At 57.1% G+C, this 15,209-nt stretch carries 15 protein-coding genes; 12 read left to right on the top strand and 3 right to left on the bottom strand.

Going from position 1 to position 15,209, the window contains the following annotated elements; all coding sequences use genetic code 11:
- Positions 1 to 9: 9 nt before the first annotated feature.
- Entirely contained in the window at positions 10 to 1,512 is a 1,503-nt protein-coding gene (proP, locus tag M2422_RS12700; protein WP_029740241.1) for a glycine betaine/L-proline transporter ProP, read from the bottom strand.
- Between the two features lie 648 nt (positions 1,513 to 2,160).
- Here proP and kdgT point away from each other — a divergent pair.
- Positions 2,161 to 3,153 (top strand): 2-keto-3-deoxygluconate transporter, encoded by a 993-nt coding sequence (gene kdgT / locus M2422_RS12705; protein WP_048979052.1) that lies wholly within the window; start codon positions 2,161 to 2,163, stop codon positions 3,151 to 3,153.
- A 44-nt stretch (positions 3,154 to 3,197) separates the two neighbouring features.
- Here kdgT and M2422_RS12710 read toward each other — a convergent pair whose 3' ends face one another.
- A complete protein-coding gene (locus M2422_RS12710) occupies positions 3,198 to 4,073 on the bottom strand; it encodes a diguanylate cyclase regulator RdcB family protein (RefSeq protein WP_064672966.1) in 876 nt (291 codons plus the stop codon).
- On the bottom strand, positions 4,070 to 6,415 hold the full coding sequence (crfC, locus tag M2422_RS12715) for a clamp-binding protein CrfC (protein ID WP_064672967.1): 2,346 nt from the start codon (positions 6,413 to 6,415) through the stop codon (positions 4,070 to 4,072). Before crfC ends, M2422_RS12710 begins: the two co-directional genes overlap by 4 nt.
- A 595-nt stretch (positions 6,416 to 7,010) precedes the next feature.
- On the opposite strand from crfC, the gene M2422_RS12720 reads away from it, so the two are divergent.
- The 11 genes from M2422_RS12720 (at position 7,011) to phnK (ending at position 15,204) form a co-directional block, all read left to right on the top strand.
- Complete coding sequence (locus tag M2422_RS12720) at positions 7,011 to 7,346, top strand: zinc ribbon domain-containing protein YjdM (RefSeq protein ID WP_023310096.1); 336 nt, start codon at positions 7,011 to 7,013, stop codon at positions 7,344 to 7,346.
- 80 nt (positions 7,347 to 7,426) lie between these two features.
- Positions 7,427 to 7,870, top strand: coding sequence for a VOC family metalloprotein YjdN (yjdN, locus tag M2422_RS12725; protein WP_064672968.1), 444 nt, complete (start codon positions 7,427 to 7,429; stop codon positions 7,868 to 7,870).
- Between the two features lie 173 nt (positions 7,871 to 8,043).
- Positions 8,044 to 8,832: a phosphonate ABC transporter ATP-binding protein gene (gene phnC, locus M2422_RS12730; RefSeq protein WP_033144439.1), complete on the top strand. Its 789-nt coding sequence runs from the start codon at positions 8,044 to 8,046 to the stop codon at positions 8,830 to 8,832.
- 24 nt (positions 8,833 to 8,856) lie between these two features.
- Entirely contained in the window at positions 8,857 to 9,873 is a 1,017-nt protein-coding gene (gene phnD, locus M2422_RS12735; RefSeq protein WP_259140996.1) for a phosphonate ABC transporter substrate-binding protein, read from the top strand.
- A 117-nt stretch (positions 9,874 to 9,990) separates the two neighbouring features.
- The gene (phnE, locus tag M2422_RS12740) at positions 9,991 to 10,770 is read left to right on the top strand and encodes a phosphonate ABC transporter, permease protein PhnE (protein ID WP_064672969.1); all 780 of its coding nucleotides are present in this window, start codon (positions 9,991 to 9,993) and stop codon (positions 10,768 to 10,770) included.
- Positions 10,771 to 10,790: 20 nt separating this feature from the next.
- On the top strand, positions 10,791 to 11,516 hold the full coding sequence (gene phnF, locus M2422_RS12745) for a phosphonate metabolism transcriptional regulator PhnF (protein ID WP_023310091.1): 726 nt from the start codon (positions 10,791 to 10,793) through the stop codon (positions 11,514 to 11,516).
- Positions 11,517 to 11,969 carry a phosphonate C-P lyase system protein PhnG gene (phnG, locus tag M2422_RS12750; RefSeq protein WP_033144437.1) on the top strand — a complete coding sequence of 151 codons (453 nt, stop codon included), beginning with the start codon at positions 11,517 to 11,519 and terminating at the stop codon, positions 11,967 to 11,969.
- Positions 11,966 to 12,550 (top strand): phosphonate C-P lyase system protein PhnH, encoded by a 585-nt coding sequence (phnH, locus tag M2422_RS12755; RefSeq protein ID WP_032662532.1) that lies wholly within the window; start codon positions 11,966 to 11,968, stop codon positions 12,548 to 12,550. The genes phnG and phnH overlap by 4 nt, the downstream gene beginning before the upstream one ends.
- On the top strand, positions 12,550 to 13,614 hold the full coding sequence (locus M2422_RS12760; RefSeq protein WP_064672970.1) for a carbon-phosphorus lyase complex subunit PhnI: 1,065 nt from the start codon (positions 12,550 to 12,552) through the stop codon (positions 13,612 to 13,614). Before phnH ends, M2422_RS12760 begins: the two co-directional genes overlap by 1 nt.
- Positions 13,607 to 14,452, top strand: a complete 846-nt coding sequence (phnJ, locus tag M2422_RS12765) for an alpha-D-ribose 1-methylphosphonate 5-phosphate C-P-lyase PhnJ (RefSeq protein ID WP_033144435.1) — start codon at positions 13,607 to 13,609, stop codon at positions 14,450 to 14,452. The genes M2422_RS12760 and phnJ overlap by 8 nt, the downstream gene beginning before the upstream one ends.
- Positions 14,449 to 15,204 (top strand): phosphonate C-P lyase system protein PhnK, encoded by a 756-nt coding sequence (phnK, locus tag M2422_RS12770; protein ID WP_048976472.1) that lies wholly within the window; start codon positions 14,449 to 14,451, stop codon positions 15,202 to 15,204. The genes phnJ and phnK overlap by 4 nt, the downstream gene beginning before the upstream one ends.
- Positions 15,205 to 15,209 lie beyond the last annotated feature (5 nt).

Genomic DNA, 15,209 nt, shown 5'->3' on the forward strand with positions numbered 1-15,209 from the left:
GTTTCTTTATTACTCGTTGATGCGTGGATGCTGGTCCACCAGTCGGGAGCGTTTTTTCTGCAGCTCTTCAATCTCTGCGTCAATATCCTCAATCTTCTGCTCTACGTTATCGTAGTGCTCGCGCAGGATCTCTTTCGCTTCCTGGATGTCAGACGCCGCAGGCGTTGCGCCTTTCAGAGGGCGATTCGCCGTCTCCTTCATGGTAAGACCTGTAATCAAACCAATCACCGCAATCACCATCAGGTAATAAGCCGGCATCATCAGGTTCTGCGTGCTCTCGACCAGCGAGGCGGCAAGCGTCGGGGTCAGACCGGCAATCAGCACCGAGATGTTAAAGGCCGCGGCCAGCGCGCTGTAGCGAATATGCGTCGGGAACATCGCGGGCAACGTGGAGGCCATCACCCCGATAAAGCAGTTAAGGATCACCGCCAGCATCAGCAGACCGGCAAAAATCAGCCCCAGCACATCACTGTTAATCAGAATGAATGCCGGAATTGCCAGAGCAAACAGCGCAACGCTTCCCAGGATAATGAACGGTCGACGACCAAAACGGTCACTCAACAGGCCCATAATCGGCTGCACAAACAGCATACCCACCATGATGGCGATAATAATCAGCACACCGTGATCTTCCGAGTAGTGCAGGTTATGCGACAGATAGCTCGGCATGTAGGTCAACAGCATGTAGTAGGTCACGTTGGTCGAAATCACCAGACCAATACAGGTCAGCAGGCTGCGCCAGTGCTTAGTGGCAATCTCTTTGAACGACACCTTCGGACCATCCTGCAGCCCTTCGCGGTCACCCTGTTCCAGTTTTTCGACGTGCTGCTGGAAAGCAGGCGTCTCTTCCAGCGCATGACGCAGGTAAAGACCAATAATCCCCAGCGGCAATGCCAGGAAGAACGGGATACGCCAGCCCCAGTCGAGGAAGTTATCTTCGCCCACCACGGTTGAAATCAGTACCACTACGCCCGCGCCCATGACAAACCCGGCAATCGAGCCGAAGTCCAGCCAGCTCCCCATAAATCCGCGCTTACGGTCCGGGGAATACTCGGCGACGAAGATCGAGGCACCGGTATATTCACCGCCGACGGAGAAGCCCTGCGCCATCTTACAAATCAGCAGGAGAATGGGTGCCCAAATGCCGATGGTGGCGTAAGACGGTATAAGGCCGATACAGAATGTACTGATCGACATAATGACGATGGTGATGGCCAGGATCTTCTGACGACCATATTTATCGCCGAGCATACCGAAGAACAGACCGCCCAGCGGGCGAATCAGGAAGGGAACGGAGAACGTACCCAGCGCGGCAATCATCTGCAGGCTGGGATCGGCCCCGGGGAAAAACACTTTACCTAACGCATAGGCCACAAAGCCGTAGACACCAAAATCGAACCATTCCATCGCATTACCGAGCGAGGCTGCGGTAATGGCTTTACGCAGCTTTGCGTCATCAATAATGGTGACGTCGCGAAGCGTGATGGGTTTAATCTTTTTCCTTCTCAGCATAGCTATCCTCGTTGACTCGGCCCTGTCTGTTTCACAGTCCAGTTAGCGTTCTGTGAACCATGGGATCCGCTCCATGCGAATCGCCTTATTCAAGCGTAGCAGGTTTACTTACATTGACGTTTTACGTCGATACAACCGAACCTGTTGACGCCTGCCTGGGCAGTTAATGACCTTTTTACCCTACCAGCGTTTATATTTGTGATCAACTTCACACATATTTTCGTGTCTGGTCAACTCAGGCAAATTTTTGTCAAGGAGTGCCAATAAGTACTTCCTTACCCCACCTAAAGAACATCCTCCCGCACGTCATTATTTCTTTCGTAACAGAAAAACAAACCACGTTAATTCACATCAGGTTTACATAAATTTTCATCAACAGGAACCGGCCTCAAGTTTTACATTGAATATGTGATAAAGATAACTAAAACGATGTTTTATTTTCATTGAATCAATATTCCAATGATCGCATCATAAATCCGAATTCAGCGTTTTACGTGTTTAAGGAAAAGATTAATTGAGAGCACGCATTTAATTTTGTTGCAGGGCTTTCGAAAAAACACCACAAGCAATACGAACAATCAATTGAATTTATTGACTAATTTTTAACACCTATCCCCCGTACTGCGGGATCCGATGTGAGGTTTGTCTATGAAGATTAAAGCCACGATAGAACGTATACCCGGCGGCATGATGCTGGTTCCGCTGGTACTGGGCGCGATCCTGAATACCCTTGCTCCCAATACCGGAGCTTATTTTGGCGGTTTCACAAAAGGCATGATAACAGGCACGGTTCCCATTCTTGCCGTCTGGTTTTTTTGTATCGGCGCATCGATTAATTTACGGGCAACGGGGACAGTATTACGGAAATCCGGCACGCTGGTGATCACCAAAATAGCGGTAGCCTGGGCGGTGGCAATGATATGCGCGATGTTCATTCCGGAGAATGGAATTCAGACCGGGTTCTTTGCGGGTTTATCGGTCCTGGCGATCGTCTCGGCGATGGATATGACCAACGGCGGATTGTACGCCAGCCTGATGAATCAGTACGGGACGAAAGAAGAGTCCGGCGCATTTGTGTTGATGTCTCTGGAGTCCGGCCCATTGATGACGATGCTGATCCTGGGGTCTGCTGGCCTGGCCTCGTTTGAACCGCACCACTTTGTCGGCGCGATCCTGCCCTTCCTGGTCGGTTTCGCCCTTGGCAATCTCGACCGCGATCTGCGTGATTTCTTCAGCAAAGCCACGCCGGTGTTGATCCCGTTCTTCGGTTTCGCACTGGGGAACACCATCAACCTGAAGGTCATTCTCGATACCGGCCTGCTGGGCATTGTGCTGGGTGTCGCCGTGATCGTCATCACCGGTATTCCGCTGATTATTGCCGACCGCATAATCGGAGGAGGAAACGGCACGGCCGGCGTCGCCGCCTCTTCAGCCGCCGGTGCTGCAGTCGCAAACCCGGTGATTATCGCCCAAATTAACCCGGCCTTCGAACCGGTCGCCGCTTCAGCAACGGCGCTGGTTGCCGCGAGCGTGATCGTCACCGCGATTCTGGTCCCCATCATCACGGCGCTGTATGCGAAACGCTACGGGAATATGCAAGAGACCCTGCCTGAACCGAAGCCGATAGAAATGAATCATTAACACACCGCACCGTTCCCTCTCCCAATGGGGAGAGGGGGAGAGATTTAGCCAAAAATCTCTTCCACCATCCCGTCCACCAGCCGTTTTGCCGAACAGAGTCTCGGCATGCCCAGCGCGACGGTCTGCCAGTTTTGCGTCACTGACCAGCTCACCGGATGTTGATCCGCCTGACACCAGTCCCCCAGCCAGCCCAGCATGTCTTTATGATCGATTAAACCCGGAGAGGCCGGCGTTGTCAGCCACTGGTGATAGAAATGGCGGGTCGTGGGTGACGCATTGATGCCCTGTGCCAGATAGTTAGCCGCCATGCTGCGCAGGTTATCCTTAAGCATTGCCGCCACATCTTCATTCGCGAGGCGGCATGCGTCACCAAATGCCCCCCAGCGCAGCTCTTCCAGGACGATAAAACAGCGCCCGGCCAGCGACCAGCCATCATAATGCCCGGCCCGCCAGCGGGTAAAAATCTGCTCGCTATGCTCACCCGCCTGCACCGTCAGCCCGCGCTGGGTTAGCGCCTTCTCTTTATAGGCGCCGCGTTGGGTAAAATGAGAAGCGAGTTCAGCGTACTGCTGCATCAGACCGGGGGACTGCTGGGCGCGCGGGTGCGTCTGCTGGCGCAAAGCAATCAGTTTCTCTGCCATCAGCGTCAGCGCGAGATGACCCGGGTCAAGCATGCCGGCCAGTTTTTCCGCCAGCCCCAGGCGCAGCGCCGCATTTTCATTAAGCATACCCGCCATCGCCCAGGGGCGCAGCCGGGTATGCGTCATGATTTCCTGAGTCAAACGCTCACGAAACTGAAGCTGTTGTGGTCCCAGGTGAGGATGACGCGCCGCGTCCACTCCCTGAACCAGATCGACCATAAATTTTGGATTAATACACTCCAGCCTTCGCCCGGGGCCGTCCAGTAGTGGTGTTGTCATGGTTGCTCTGCCGCGAATAGAGTTTGAATATCATCGCGTAACAGTCGGGTATCTTCCTGTATCCACGCCGCAGTCGTAATACTTTGCTTCAACAGCTGGCAGAGCGCTCGGGTTGAATGCTCATTCTGTTGACGCACTGCGAGGCTATCACGCAAGCTTTCCTGTAACCCGGTCAGGCACAGTGAGAATTCGGCAAAGAACGTCGCCATTCCTGCCGTAACAGAGACATCGACCTGCGCGGACAAAGCTTTACGTATTTGTTCACAAAACAGCTCAATATGTTGCTTAAATTTGTCATGTAGCTGCGCAATATCGATAACATAGCGCGTGCGCGTTTCCACATACTCATCCCAGCCCCAGCCCGGATTATTGAGCCAGCGAGAGACCGTTTCTCGCATGCTGCTCCCGCCTGATGACGGGCCTGCCTGGCTGTCATCCTGCGCTATCGCATCGTTAAACAGCGCCCGCGTATTGAAGTTGAGCTGGTGAGCCTGAAACGCCGGGAAACTGATTCGCGCCCGAAAACCCGCATGGCTCAGATGCTCTTTAATACGCGTTTCGATGGGGCGCATGGCTTCGTTCAGGGAACGCGCCAGCGTAGATTCAAGCTGGTCGAAGCGTAACGCCAGCTCCCGGCAGATTTTCGTCTGTGCATCCAGCATCACCAATTCGCAGGAGGAGCGGATTTTACTCAGCGCGATCTGCGCCTGCCCTTCATCGTCCAGAACCAGCTGCTTCAGCTCGTCATCGTGAGGGTTCTGCCGATCGATACCTGCCAAATCAAGAATATGCTGAGCGCTGAACACCTCGCCAATCGCCTGGTTAAGCGCGGTTTTTTGCGCTCCAATAAAGTCCGCTGTAGCGTTCAGCGCCTCCTCAACTTCATGTTTCACCTCATCGCTCACCACGCTCTGACGCGTCTGGAGAAGCGCCATGTCCTCTTCCAGACGTGCGATATTCAGTTCCAGAGCCTCAAAGGCAACCGTCAGCCCCTGATAGCGGAAGTCGAGGTACTCCCGGGCATTTTGTGCGTAGTTGAGCAGCTTATGCGAGGCCGAACGCAGCGCGTAAAGCGAGGCATTGGCATAGGCGGCGTAAATCAGTTTGCGTATCGGTTGTTCGAAAAGCGAATCTTCCCAGAGCAAATCGGCAGCATGACGAATATGGTCGATATCGTCCAGGTCCGCCGTACGCCAGCGTCGCCCAAGCGCCGCTTCGGCAAAGTCCTGCACCCAGGGTTGCTCCTGATGATCCGGCAGTTGTCCGTGGGTAATCATCTCGTAGCGAGCGCGGTTCGCCAGATAGGCCCACATGGACGAAACGGGGTAGATCTGGCCAGGCGAAATATTGCCTTTCATTAAGGTGCCGGAGATCATCGCCCGGATCTGCTCTTCATCGTCGCTATTGCGATCTTTCTGATCGAATTTATTGACCAGCGCATACAGCGGCACGGATTTTCCCGCCGCGGAAATAGCCTGGCGGACTTCTTCATCAGAGATGGATTTAAGCTGGGTATAATCCATCACGGCCAGCACTGCCGATGCGCGGGACAACTGCTCGCTTAGCATTTTTTGCAGGTGCGGCTGTCCGGCCTCATTCGGCCCGGGCGTATCGAGCAGCGTCAGCTGTCCGAGGTGAGCATCAAGACCCGCAAGATGCACGAACTCCACTTCAATCACCGGAATATGTTCGATAGCCGCATACTCAGAGAACGGAAACTCCACCCCTAACGCCTGGGAAAGCCTCACCAGGTCGTTGAGGCTTTTCAGACAATGAAATATCGGCTGCGCGCCCAGGTGATGCTTCTCAAAAGCCTCTCCTTTTTCAATGCGCTCCAGCAGCGTATTCATGTCTTTATCAATTTCCAGATGCTGAGCGAGCTTTCCGCGATCGTAATCGCATAGCTTTTTCTGAAGCAGTTGGATCAAATCATCAATGGGTGAGGCATGCGAGAAATGCAGTACCGGCTCCTTCTGACCCGGCGTGTGGCGAATCAGGGTAGGAAGCGCCGTCATCGGACGATTGCGGTTCGGCAACACTTCGGTCCCCACAATCGCATTAATGGTGGTCGATTTCCCCGCTTTCATAGTGCCCACAATAGCCAGGACCATTTCCAGCCGGGTTATTTTTCGTAATTCATTATTCAGCATCGCCTGCTGCGCTTCGACACCGCGCGCGCTAAAATGCAAAGGTAAAACGTTGTTCTTTTCACCCGTAATAGCAGCCGCGGTGCTCTCCAGCATCGCAGTCGGCATTGATTTCAACGTATCAAGGTTTTGCCGGGCGAGCTGTAGCAAACGCTCAGCTTCCTGGCTTAATTCAAAAATGGTCTGTGTGTGCATGATAAAAGCCTTTCCTTAACGCAAATTTATTACTTTTATTAAGCCACTGGTATTAATTATGTTGTTCAGGCTTATATGATCACGTGTGGAAAACATGTCCGCCGAAATATAACTGATTGATGATAATCAGAAATAATTCGCTATCCTTGCATGGCGTGTATAGCGCCCCTCCTGGCCTGACGGCCAAAGGAAAAAAGCGTAGCCCAATTTTAAGAAACTTCAGGATATATCATCATTATTTACCCACCTAAAAAGAGAGGTAATACGCCCCTGCCAAAAGATATGGATGGCAGCGAAGTCAGGAGATAAATAACAATGTGTCGCTTCACCTTATCCGAAATGAAGGAGCGTAGCAATTTGCTGCAATAAAATATTCGATATATTTAGCGTCATTTCTTCCCAACGTGTTAATGAAGTAAGCATCTCTTAACTGACTGACAGGAAGTGTCACTCCCGATACGCTTTTTGCATTTTTTTAATTCACAATGTCACCGACAAACGTGTGGATTTGCGCTATACTTGCCGCCTTTTTCGGCACGCTGCCGTCATTTAGCTGGCACTTTCCAGCGCGTTTACACTTTTTGAGGATACCGATATGTCACTCCCACACTGCCCAAAATGCAATTCTGAATACACCTATGAAGATAATGGCATGTTCATCTGCCCGGAATGCGCTCACGAATGGAATGATGCCGAACCATCACACGATGCTGATGCACTTGTCGTAAAAGATGCGAACGGCAATTTGCTGGCGGACGGCGACAGCGTAACCGTGATTAAAGATCTGAAAGTGAAAGGCAGTTCTTCCATGCTGAAGATCGGCACCAAAGTGAAGAATATCCGTCTGGTTGAAGGCGATCATAATATCGACTGCAAAATTGACGGCTTCGGTCCGATGAAGCTGAAATCAGAGTTCGTGAAAAAGAACTGATTTACCCGCCCGGTGGCGCTTCGCTTACCGGGTTTTCGGGAACTACACTTAACGGGCTTTTCTTACGTGAGGTAAAGATTATGCCGTTAAGTCCCTACATCTCTTTTGCCGGCAACTGTGCAGAAGCCACTTCTTTCTACCAGCAAGCCGTCGGCGCAGAGCTTCTCTATAAAATCACCTTCGGCGAAATGCCAAAAAGCGATAACAGCGAAGAAGGCTGTCCGTCCGGTATGCAATTTCCGGATTCGGCTATCGCTCACTCCAACGTCCGCATTGCGGGCAGCGATATCATGATGAGCGACGGGATGCCGCCGGGCAGCAACGCGCAATACGCGGGCTTCACGCTGGTTCTCGACACCCAGGACGTTAATGAAGGCAAACGCTGGTTCGACACCCTCGCCGCGGGCGGGAATATCGACATGGCCTGGCAGGAAACCTTCTGGGCACACGGTTTCGGTAAAGTCACCGATAAATACGGCGTGCCGTGGATGATTAACGTCGTTAAGCAGCAGCAAACCTCTTAGGCCGGATAAGCGCAGCGCAGCCGGCAACAGCGCCCGGTGGCGCTGCGCTGACCGGGCCTACGGTGACTGTCATCGCTTTCACTTCAACTCTTCAAACTCCCGCAACCCAGACTTAACCCAAATGTCACATTGATGCGCCAGCATGAGGCCACATTTATCGTGAGGCCCAGCACATGCAAACCGTCATCCGCGTCGAGAAACTGAGCAAGACCTTCCATCACAATAAGGCTCTGCATGCCGTTGATCTGACCGTCCAGCAGGGCGAAATGGTGGCGCTGCTGGGGCCATCCGGTTCAGGTAAATCCACCCTTCTGCGTCATTTAAGCGGCCTTATCACCTGCGATAAAACGCCGGAAAGCCACGTCGAGCTGCTGGGCAATACCGTGCAGCGCGCGGGGCGTCTCGCCAGTGATATCCGCAAGAGCCGCGCCCAGACGGGCTACATCTTCCAGCAGTTCAACCTGGTGAACCGCCTGACGGTGCTTGAGAACGTGCTGATTGGCGCGCTCGGCAGCACCCCGTTCTGGCGCACCTGTCTGCGCTGGTTCTCCCCTTCGCAGAAGCAGGAAGCCTTGCAGGCGCTGACCCGCGTCGGCATGGCGCATTTTGCCCACCAGCGCGTCTCCACCCTGTCCGGTGGGCAACAGCAGCGCGTGGCGATTGCGCGCGCGCTGATGCAGAAAGCGCAAATCATTCTTGCAGACGAACCCATTGCCTCGCTGGACCCGGAGTCCGCCCGCATCGTGATGGAAACCCTGCGCGACATTAACCAGAACGACGGCATCACCGTAGTGGTCACGCTGCATCAGGTGGATTACGCCCTGCGCTACTGCGAACGCATTGTCGCCCTGCGTCAGGGACATGTGTTCTTTGATGGCGCGAGCCATCAGTTTGATAACGAACGTTTTGACCATCTCTACCGCAGCATTAACCGCGTCGAAGAGAACGCGCAGGCTGCTTAATTAAACCCGATCCGAGGAAAGTACATGAGCTACAAAGCCGTTGCCGCGCTGGCCTTTACCAGCATGTTAAGCCTCAGCACCCTGTTAAGCCCGGCGTATGCACAAGAGCAGGAAAAAGCGCTGAACTTCGGCATTATTTCGACGGAATCACAGCAGAACCTGAAGCCTCAGTGGGAACCGTTCCTGAAAGATATGGAAACTAAGCTGGGGATCAAAGTGAACGCCTTCTTCGCCCCGGACTACGCGGGCATCATCCAGGGGATGCGCTTTAATAAAGTGGACATCGCCTGGTACGGCAACCTCTCCGCCATGGAAGCGGTGGACCGCGCGAACGGCCAGGTCTTTGCCCAGACCGTCGCGGCAGATGGCTCCCCGGGCTACTGGAGCGTGCTGATCGTCAACAAAGACAGCCCGATCAACAACCTCAACGACATGCTCGCCAAACGCAAAGAGCTGGCCTTCGGCAACGGCGACCCGAACTCGACCTCCGGCTACCTTGTCCCTGGCTACTACGTCTTCGCCAAAAACAACGCCTCCGCCAGCGACTTCAAACGCACGGTGAACGCCAGCCACGAAACCAACGCCCTGGCCGTGGCCAACAAGCAGGTGGACGTTGCTACCAACAACACCGAGAACCTCGACAAGCTGAAAACTTCCGCGCCGGACAAGCTGAAAGAGATCAAGGTTATCTGGAAATCGCCGCTGATCCCGGGCGACCCGATCGTGTGGCGTAAAAACCTGTCCGAGAGCACCAAGGACAAGGTGTACGACTTCTTCATGACCTATGGCAAAACGCCGGAAGAGAAAGCGGTCCTGGCGCGTCTGGGCTGGGCACCGTTCCGCCCGTCAAGCGACCTGCAGCTGGTCCCGATTCGCCAGCTGGCGCTGTTTAAAGAGATGCAGGGCGTGAAGGACAACAAAGGGCTGAAGGACGAGGAGAAGACCAGCAAAGTGGCCGCAATTGAGGCCCAGCTGGAAGACCTCGACCGCCTGACCGCCGCGCTCGGTGCGATGACGAGCGTGAATAAAGCGGTGCAGTAGTGCCTTTCTCCCTCTCCCAGTGGGAGAGGGCCGGGGTGAGGGCATCAGCGCGCACATTTCCCCCTCACCCTAACCCTCTCCCTCAAGGGAGAGGGGACTAAACCCAAAGGAGCCAACATGCAAACCATCACCCTCCCGCCGCCGAAGCGCAGCTGGTTCTCGCTCATAAGCTGGGGCATCCTGCTGGCGGTGCTGGTTATCTCCTGGAAGGGCGCGGAAATGGATCCGTTGCTGCTCTTCAAAGACGCGGGCAACATGGCGACTTTCGCCGCCGACTTCTTCCCGCCGGACTTCAGCCAGTGGCAGGATTACCTCAGCGAAATGGCGGTCACCCTGCAAATCGCCGTCTGGGGCACCGCCCTTGCCGTCGTTCTCTCCATCCCATTTGGCCTGATGAGCGCCGAAAACATCGTGCCGTGGTGGGTGTATCAGCCGATGCGTCGCCTGATGGACGCCTGTCGCGCCATCAACGAGATGGTCTTTGCGATGCTGTTCGTGGTCGCCGTTGGCCTGGGTCCGTTCGCCGGCGTGATGGCACTGTTCATCCACACCACCGGCGTGCTCTCCAAGCTGCTTTCTGAAGCGGTCGAAGCCATCGAGCCCGGCCCTGTGGAAGGCATCCGCGCAACGGGTGCCAACAAAATCGAAGAGATCCTGTACGGCGTCCTGCCGCAGGTCATGCCGCTCCTGATCTCCTACTCCCTGTACCGCTTTGAGTCCAACGTCCGCTCCGCGACGGTGGTCGGCATGGTGGGCGCAGGCGGGATTGGCGTCACCCTGTGGGAAGCGATTCGCGGTTTTCAGTTCCAGCAAACCTGCGCCCTGATGGTGCTCATCATCGTCACCGTCAGCCTGCTGGATTTCCTCTCTCAACGTTTGCGTAAGCACTTCATCTGAGAAGCGAGGCTTTGTTTTCTATGCACTTATCCAGACATCCGACCAGTTACCCGACCCGCTGGCAAGAGATTGCGGCAAAGCTCGAAGTGGAGCTGCGCACGCACTACCGCTGCGGGGACTACCTGCCCGCCGAGCAGCAGCTTGCCGACCGCTATGAGGTGAACCGCCACACCCTGCGTCGCGCCATTGACCAGCTGGTCGAGCGCGGCTGGGTCCAGCGCCGTCAGGGCGTGGGCGTGCTGGTGCTGATGCGCCCGTTCGACTACCCGCTGAACGCCCAGGCGCGCTTTAGCCAGAACCTGCTGGATCAGGGCAGCCACCCGACCAGCGAAAAGCTGCTCTCGGTGCTGCGTCCGGCCTCCAGCCACGTGGCGGACGCGCTGGGCATTCAGGAGGGTGACGACGTCATTCACCTGCGCACCCTGCGTCGCGTTAACGGCGTGGCGGTATGCCAGATAGACCACTACTTTGCGGACCTCGCCCTCTGGCCCGTGCTCCAGCATTTCTCCAGCGGCTCGCTGCATGATTTTCTTCAGGATGCGACAGGCATAGCGCTCAAGCGCACCCAGACGCGCATCAGCGCCCGTCGCGCGCAGGCGAAAGAGAGCAAGGTGCTCGAAATTCCCAATATGGCCCCGCTGCTCTGCGTGCGCACCCTCAACCACCGTGACGGCGAGATCAACGCGACGGAATACTCCGTCAGCCTGACCCGCGCCGACATGATCGAATTTACCATGGAGCACTGAATGCACTTCGATACCGCCACCCGACAGCGCTGGATGCGCGTGCTGGCCCACAGCCAGCCTGCTGCGCTGGCTGCCCGCATGAACGCGCTCAGCCTGACGCCAGACTACGACACCCTTCGCGCCCCGGAGATCGGCCTCGTTCAGATCCAGGCGCGCATGGGCGGCACCGGAGAACGCTTTTTCGCCGGAGATGCCACCCTCACCCGCGCGGCAATCCGCCTGAACAGCGGCACGCTGGGCTACAGCTACGTGCTGGGGCGCGACAAAGCGCACGCCGAGCGCTGCGCGGTGATCGACGCGCTTTTACAGGAACAACCCTATTTCCAGACGTTAATGGAAACCCTTATTGCCCCGCTGGAAGCCGACCGCGCCGCGCGCATTGCCGCACGTCAGGCCGAAGTGAATACCAGCCGGGTCGACTTCTTTACGCTCGTTCGCGGAGACAACGCATGACGCTTCAACCTGCTTTTACCCTGGCCGTCCAGGATGCCCAACACAGTTTTCGTCGCCTGCTGAAGGCGATGAGCGAGCCGGGCGTGATCGTCTCGCTGCACCAGCTCTCCCAGGGCTGGCTGCCGCTGAACCTGGCGACCACCAGCGTGCTGCTGACGCTTGCCGACAACGACACCCCGGTGTGGCTTTCGGGCGCGCTGTCGAACGATATCGCCAGCCAGAACCTGCGTTTTCACACCAGCGCTCCGCTGGTCGATCAGCCCCAGCAGGCGGTTTTTGCCGTGGCTGACGAGCAAATCAGCCATGAGCAATTGAACGCCCTGAGCGAAGGCAGCGCCGTCGCCCCGGAGACCAGCGCCACGCTGATCCTGCAGGTCTCCAGCCTGAGCGGCGGCCGCATGCTGCGCCTCACGGGGGCAGGCATCGCCGACGAACGCATGGTCGCGCCGCAGCTGCCGGAGTGCATCATTCACGAGCTGACCGAGCGCCCGCACCCGTTCCCGCTGGGCATTGACCTGATCCTGACCTGCGGCGAGCGCCTGCTGGCAATCCCGCGGACCACCCACGTGGAGGTGTGCTGATGTACGTTGCCGTCAAAGGGGGCGAGAAGGCCATCGCCGCCGCCCATGCGCTACAGGCGCACAGACGACGGGGCGATGAACGGCTTCCCGAGCTGAGCGTCGCCCAGATTGAGCAGCAGCTAAACCTCGCCGTCGACCGCGTGATGACCGAAGGCGGCATCGCCGATCGCGAGCTGGCGGCGCTGGCCCTGAAGCAGGCCAGCGGCGACAGCGTGGAAGCCATCTTCCTGCTGCGCGCCTACCGCACCACGCTCGCGAAACTGGCAGTCAGCGAGCCGGTGAATACGGCGGAGATGCGCCTGGAACGCCGCATTTCTGCCGTTTATAAAGACGTTCCCGGCGGCCAGCTGCTTGGCCCCACCTACGACTACACCCACCGCTTGCTGGATTTTACCCTGCTGGCGAACGGTGAATCGCCGCAGCTCAGCACCTCCGACGCCGAACAGGAACCGTCTCCGCACGTCTTCAGCCTGCTGGCAAAACAGGGCCTGGCGAAGACGGAAGAAGATTCAGGCGCGCAGCCGGATGACATCACCCGCACGCCGCCGGTTTACCCGTGCTCGCGCTCGTCCCGCCTGCAGCAGCTGATGCGCGGCGACGAAGGCTATCTGCTGGCGCTGGCCTACTCAACCCAGCGCGGCTACGGGCGCAACCACCCGTTTGCGGCCGAAATTCGCAGCGGCTACATTGACGTTGAAATCGCGCCGGAAGAGCTGGGTTTTGCGGTGAACGTCGGCGAACTGCTGATGACCGAGTGTGAAATGGTCAACGGTTTCGTCGCCCCGGAAGACGAAGACCCGCACTTTACCCGCGGCTACGGGCTGGTGTTCGGCCTCGGCGAGCGCAAGGCCATGGCCATGGCGCTGGTCGACCGCGCCCTGCAGGCACCGGACTACGGCGAGCACGTTGCAGGCCCGGCGCAGGACGAAGAGTTCGTGCTGGCCCACGCGGATAACGTTGAGGCCGCTGGCTTCGTCTCGCACCTCAAGCTGCCGCACTACGTCGATTTCCAGGCCGAACTGGAACTGCTGAAACGCCTGCAACGGGAGCGCAAAAATGGCTAACTTAAGCGGCTACAACTTTGCCTATCTGGATGAGCAAACCAAACGCATGATCCGCCGCGCCATCTTAAAAGCGGTGGCCATTCCGGGCTATCAGGTGCCGTTCGGCGGCCGCGAAATGCCGATGCCCTACGGCTGGGGCACGGGCGGTATTCAGATCACCGCCAGCGTGATCGGCGAGGCGGACGTGCTGAAGGTCATCGACCAGGGTGCCGACGACACCACCAACGCCGTGTCGATCCGCAGCTTCTTCCAGCGCGTAACCGGCGTCAATACCACCGAAAAAACCGAAGACGCAACGCTGATCCAGACCCGTCACCGCATCCCGGAAACCCCGCTCACTGAAGATCAGATTTTGATTTTCCAGGTGCCGATCCCGGAGCCGCTGCGTTTTATCGAGCCGCGCGAAACGGAAACCCGCACCATGCACGCGCTGGAAGAGTACGGCGTCATGCAGGTGAAGCTGTATGAGGATATCGCCCGCTTCGGCCATATCGCCACCACCTACGCCTACCCGGTGAAGGTGAACGGGCGCTACGTGATGGACCCGTCGCCAATCCCAAAATTCGATAACCCGAAGATGGACATGATGCCCGCCCTGCAGCTGTTCGGCGCCGGGCGCGAAAAGCGCATCTACGCCGTCCCGCCTTACACCCGCGTGGAAAGCCTGGATTTCGACGATCACCCGTTTACGGTGCAGGAGTGGGACGAGCCGTGCGCCATCTGCGGATCCAAACACAGCTATCTGGACGAAGTGGTGCTGGACGACACGGGCAAACGGATGTTTGTCTGCTCCGACACCGATTACTGCCGCCAACAGAGCGAGGCGAATAGCCAATGAAACCGCTGCTTTCGGTTAATAACCTGACTCACCTGTATGCGCCGGGCAAAGGCTTTAGCGACGTGTCGTTCGAGCTGTGGCCGGGCGAAGTGCTGGGGATCGTCGGCGAGTCCGGCTCCGGCAAAACCACCCTGCTGAAGTCCATCTCCGCGCGCCTGACGCCGCAGAAAGGCGACATTTTGTATGAGGGCGCCTCGCTGTACGGCATGAGCGAGGCCGGGCGCCGTCGCCTGCTGCGCACCGAGTGGGGCGTGGTGCATCAGCACCCGATGGACGGCCTGCGCCGTCAGGTCTCTGCCGGGGGCAACATCGGCGAACGCCTGATGGCTACCGGCGCGCGCCACTACGGCAACATCCGCGCTACCGCCCAGCACTGGCTGGAGGAAGTGGAAATCCCCGCCTCGCGCATCGACGACCTGCCGACGACCTTCTCCGGCGGGATGCAGCAGCGCCTGCAGATTGCCCGCAACCTGGTCACCCATCCGAAGCTGGTGTTTATGGATGAACCCACCGGCGGGCTGGACGTCTCCGTGCAGGCGCGCCTGCTCGACCTGCTGCGCGGTCTGGTGGTGGAGCTGAACCTTGCGGTGGTGATTGTCACCCATGATTTAGGCGTTGCGCGCCTGCTGGCGGACCGCCTGCTGGTAATGAAGCAGGGCCAGGTGGTGGAAAGTGGGTTAACCGACCGGGTGCTCGACGATCCGCACCATCCGTACACCCAGCTGCTGGTGTCCTCGGTATTACAGAATTAAGAGGC

Source organism: Enterobacter sp. SLBN-59, assembly GCF_024807915.1.
Taxonomy (GTDB): domain Bacteria; phylum Pseudomonadota; class Gammaproteobacteria; order Enterobacterales; family Enterobacteriaceae; genus Enterobacter; species Enterobacter asburiae_B.

What these genes read in the sequence shown, in the direction of transcription:
- proP (WP_029740241.1), bottom strand. Translation starts at nt 1,512, where the DNA reads ATGCTGAGAAGGAAAAAGATTAAACCCATCACGCTTCGCGACGTCACC.
- kdgT (WP_048979052.1), top strand. Translation starts at nt 2,161, where the DNA reads ATGAAGATTAAAGCCACGATAGAACGTATACCCGGCGGCATGATGCTG.
- M2422_RS12710 (WP_064672966.1), bottom strand. Translation starts at nt 4,073, where the DNA reads ATGACAACACCACTACTGGACGGCCCCGGGCGAAGGCTGGAGTGTATT.
- crfC (WP_064672967.1), bottom strand. Translation starts at nt 6,415, where the DNA reads ATGCACACACAGACCATTTTTGAATTAAGCCAGGAAGCTGAGCGTTTG.
- M2422_RS12720 (WP_023310096.1), top strand. Translation starts at nt 7,011, where the DNA reads ATGTCACTCCCACACTGCCCAAAATGCAATTCTGAATACACCTATGAA.
- yjdN (WP_064672968.1), top strand. Translation starts at nt 7,427, where the DNA reads ATGCCGTTAAGTCCCTACATCTCTTTTGCCGGCAACTGTGCAGAAGCC.
- phnC (WP_033144439.1), top strand. Translation starts at nt 8,044, where the DNA reads ATGCAAACCGTCATCCGCGTCGAGAAACTGAGCAAGACCTTCCATCAC.
- phnD (WP_259140996.1), top strand. Translation starts at nt 8,857, where the DNA reads ATGAGCTACAAAGCCGTTGCCGCGCTGGCCTTTACCAGCATGTTAAGC.
- phnE (WP_064672969.1), top strand. Translation starts at nt 9,991, where the DNA reads ATGCAAACCATCACCCTCCCGCCGCCGAAGCGCAGCTGGTTCTCGCTC.
- phnF (WP_023310091.1), top strand. Translation starts at nt 10,791, where the DNA reads ATGCACTTATCCAGACATCCGACCAGTTACCCGACCCGCTGGCAAGAG.
- phnG (WP_033144437.1), top strand. Translation starts at nt 11,517, where the DNA reads ATGCACTTCGATACCGCCACCCGACAGCGCTGGATGCGCGTGCTGGCC.
- phnH (WP_032662532.1), top strand. Translation starts at nt 11,966, where the DNA reads ATGACGCTTCAACCTGCTTTTACCCTGGCCGTCCAGGATGCCCAACAC.
- M2422_RS12760 (WP_064672970.1), top strand. Translation starts at nt 12,550, where the DNA reads ATGTACGTTGCCGTCAAAGGGGGCGAGAAGGCCATCGCCGCCGCCCAT.
- phnJ (WP_033144435.1), top strand. Translation starts at nt 13,607, where the DNA reads ATGGCTAACTTAAGCGGCTACAACTTTGCCTATCTGGATGAGCAAACC.
- phnK (WP_048976472.1), top strand. Translation starts at nt 14,449, where the DNA reads ATGAAACCGCTGCTTTCGGTTAATAACCTGACTCACCTGTATGCGCCG.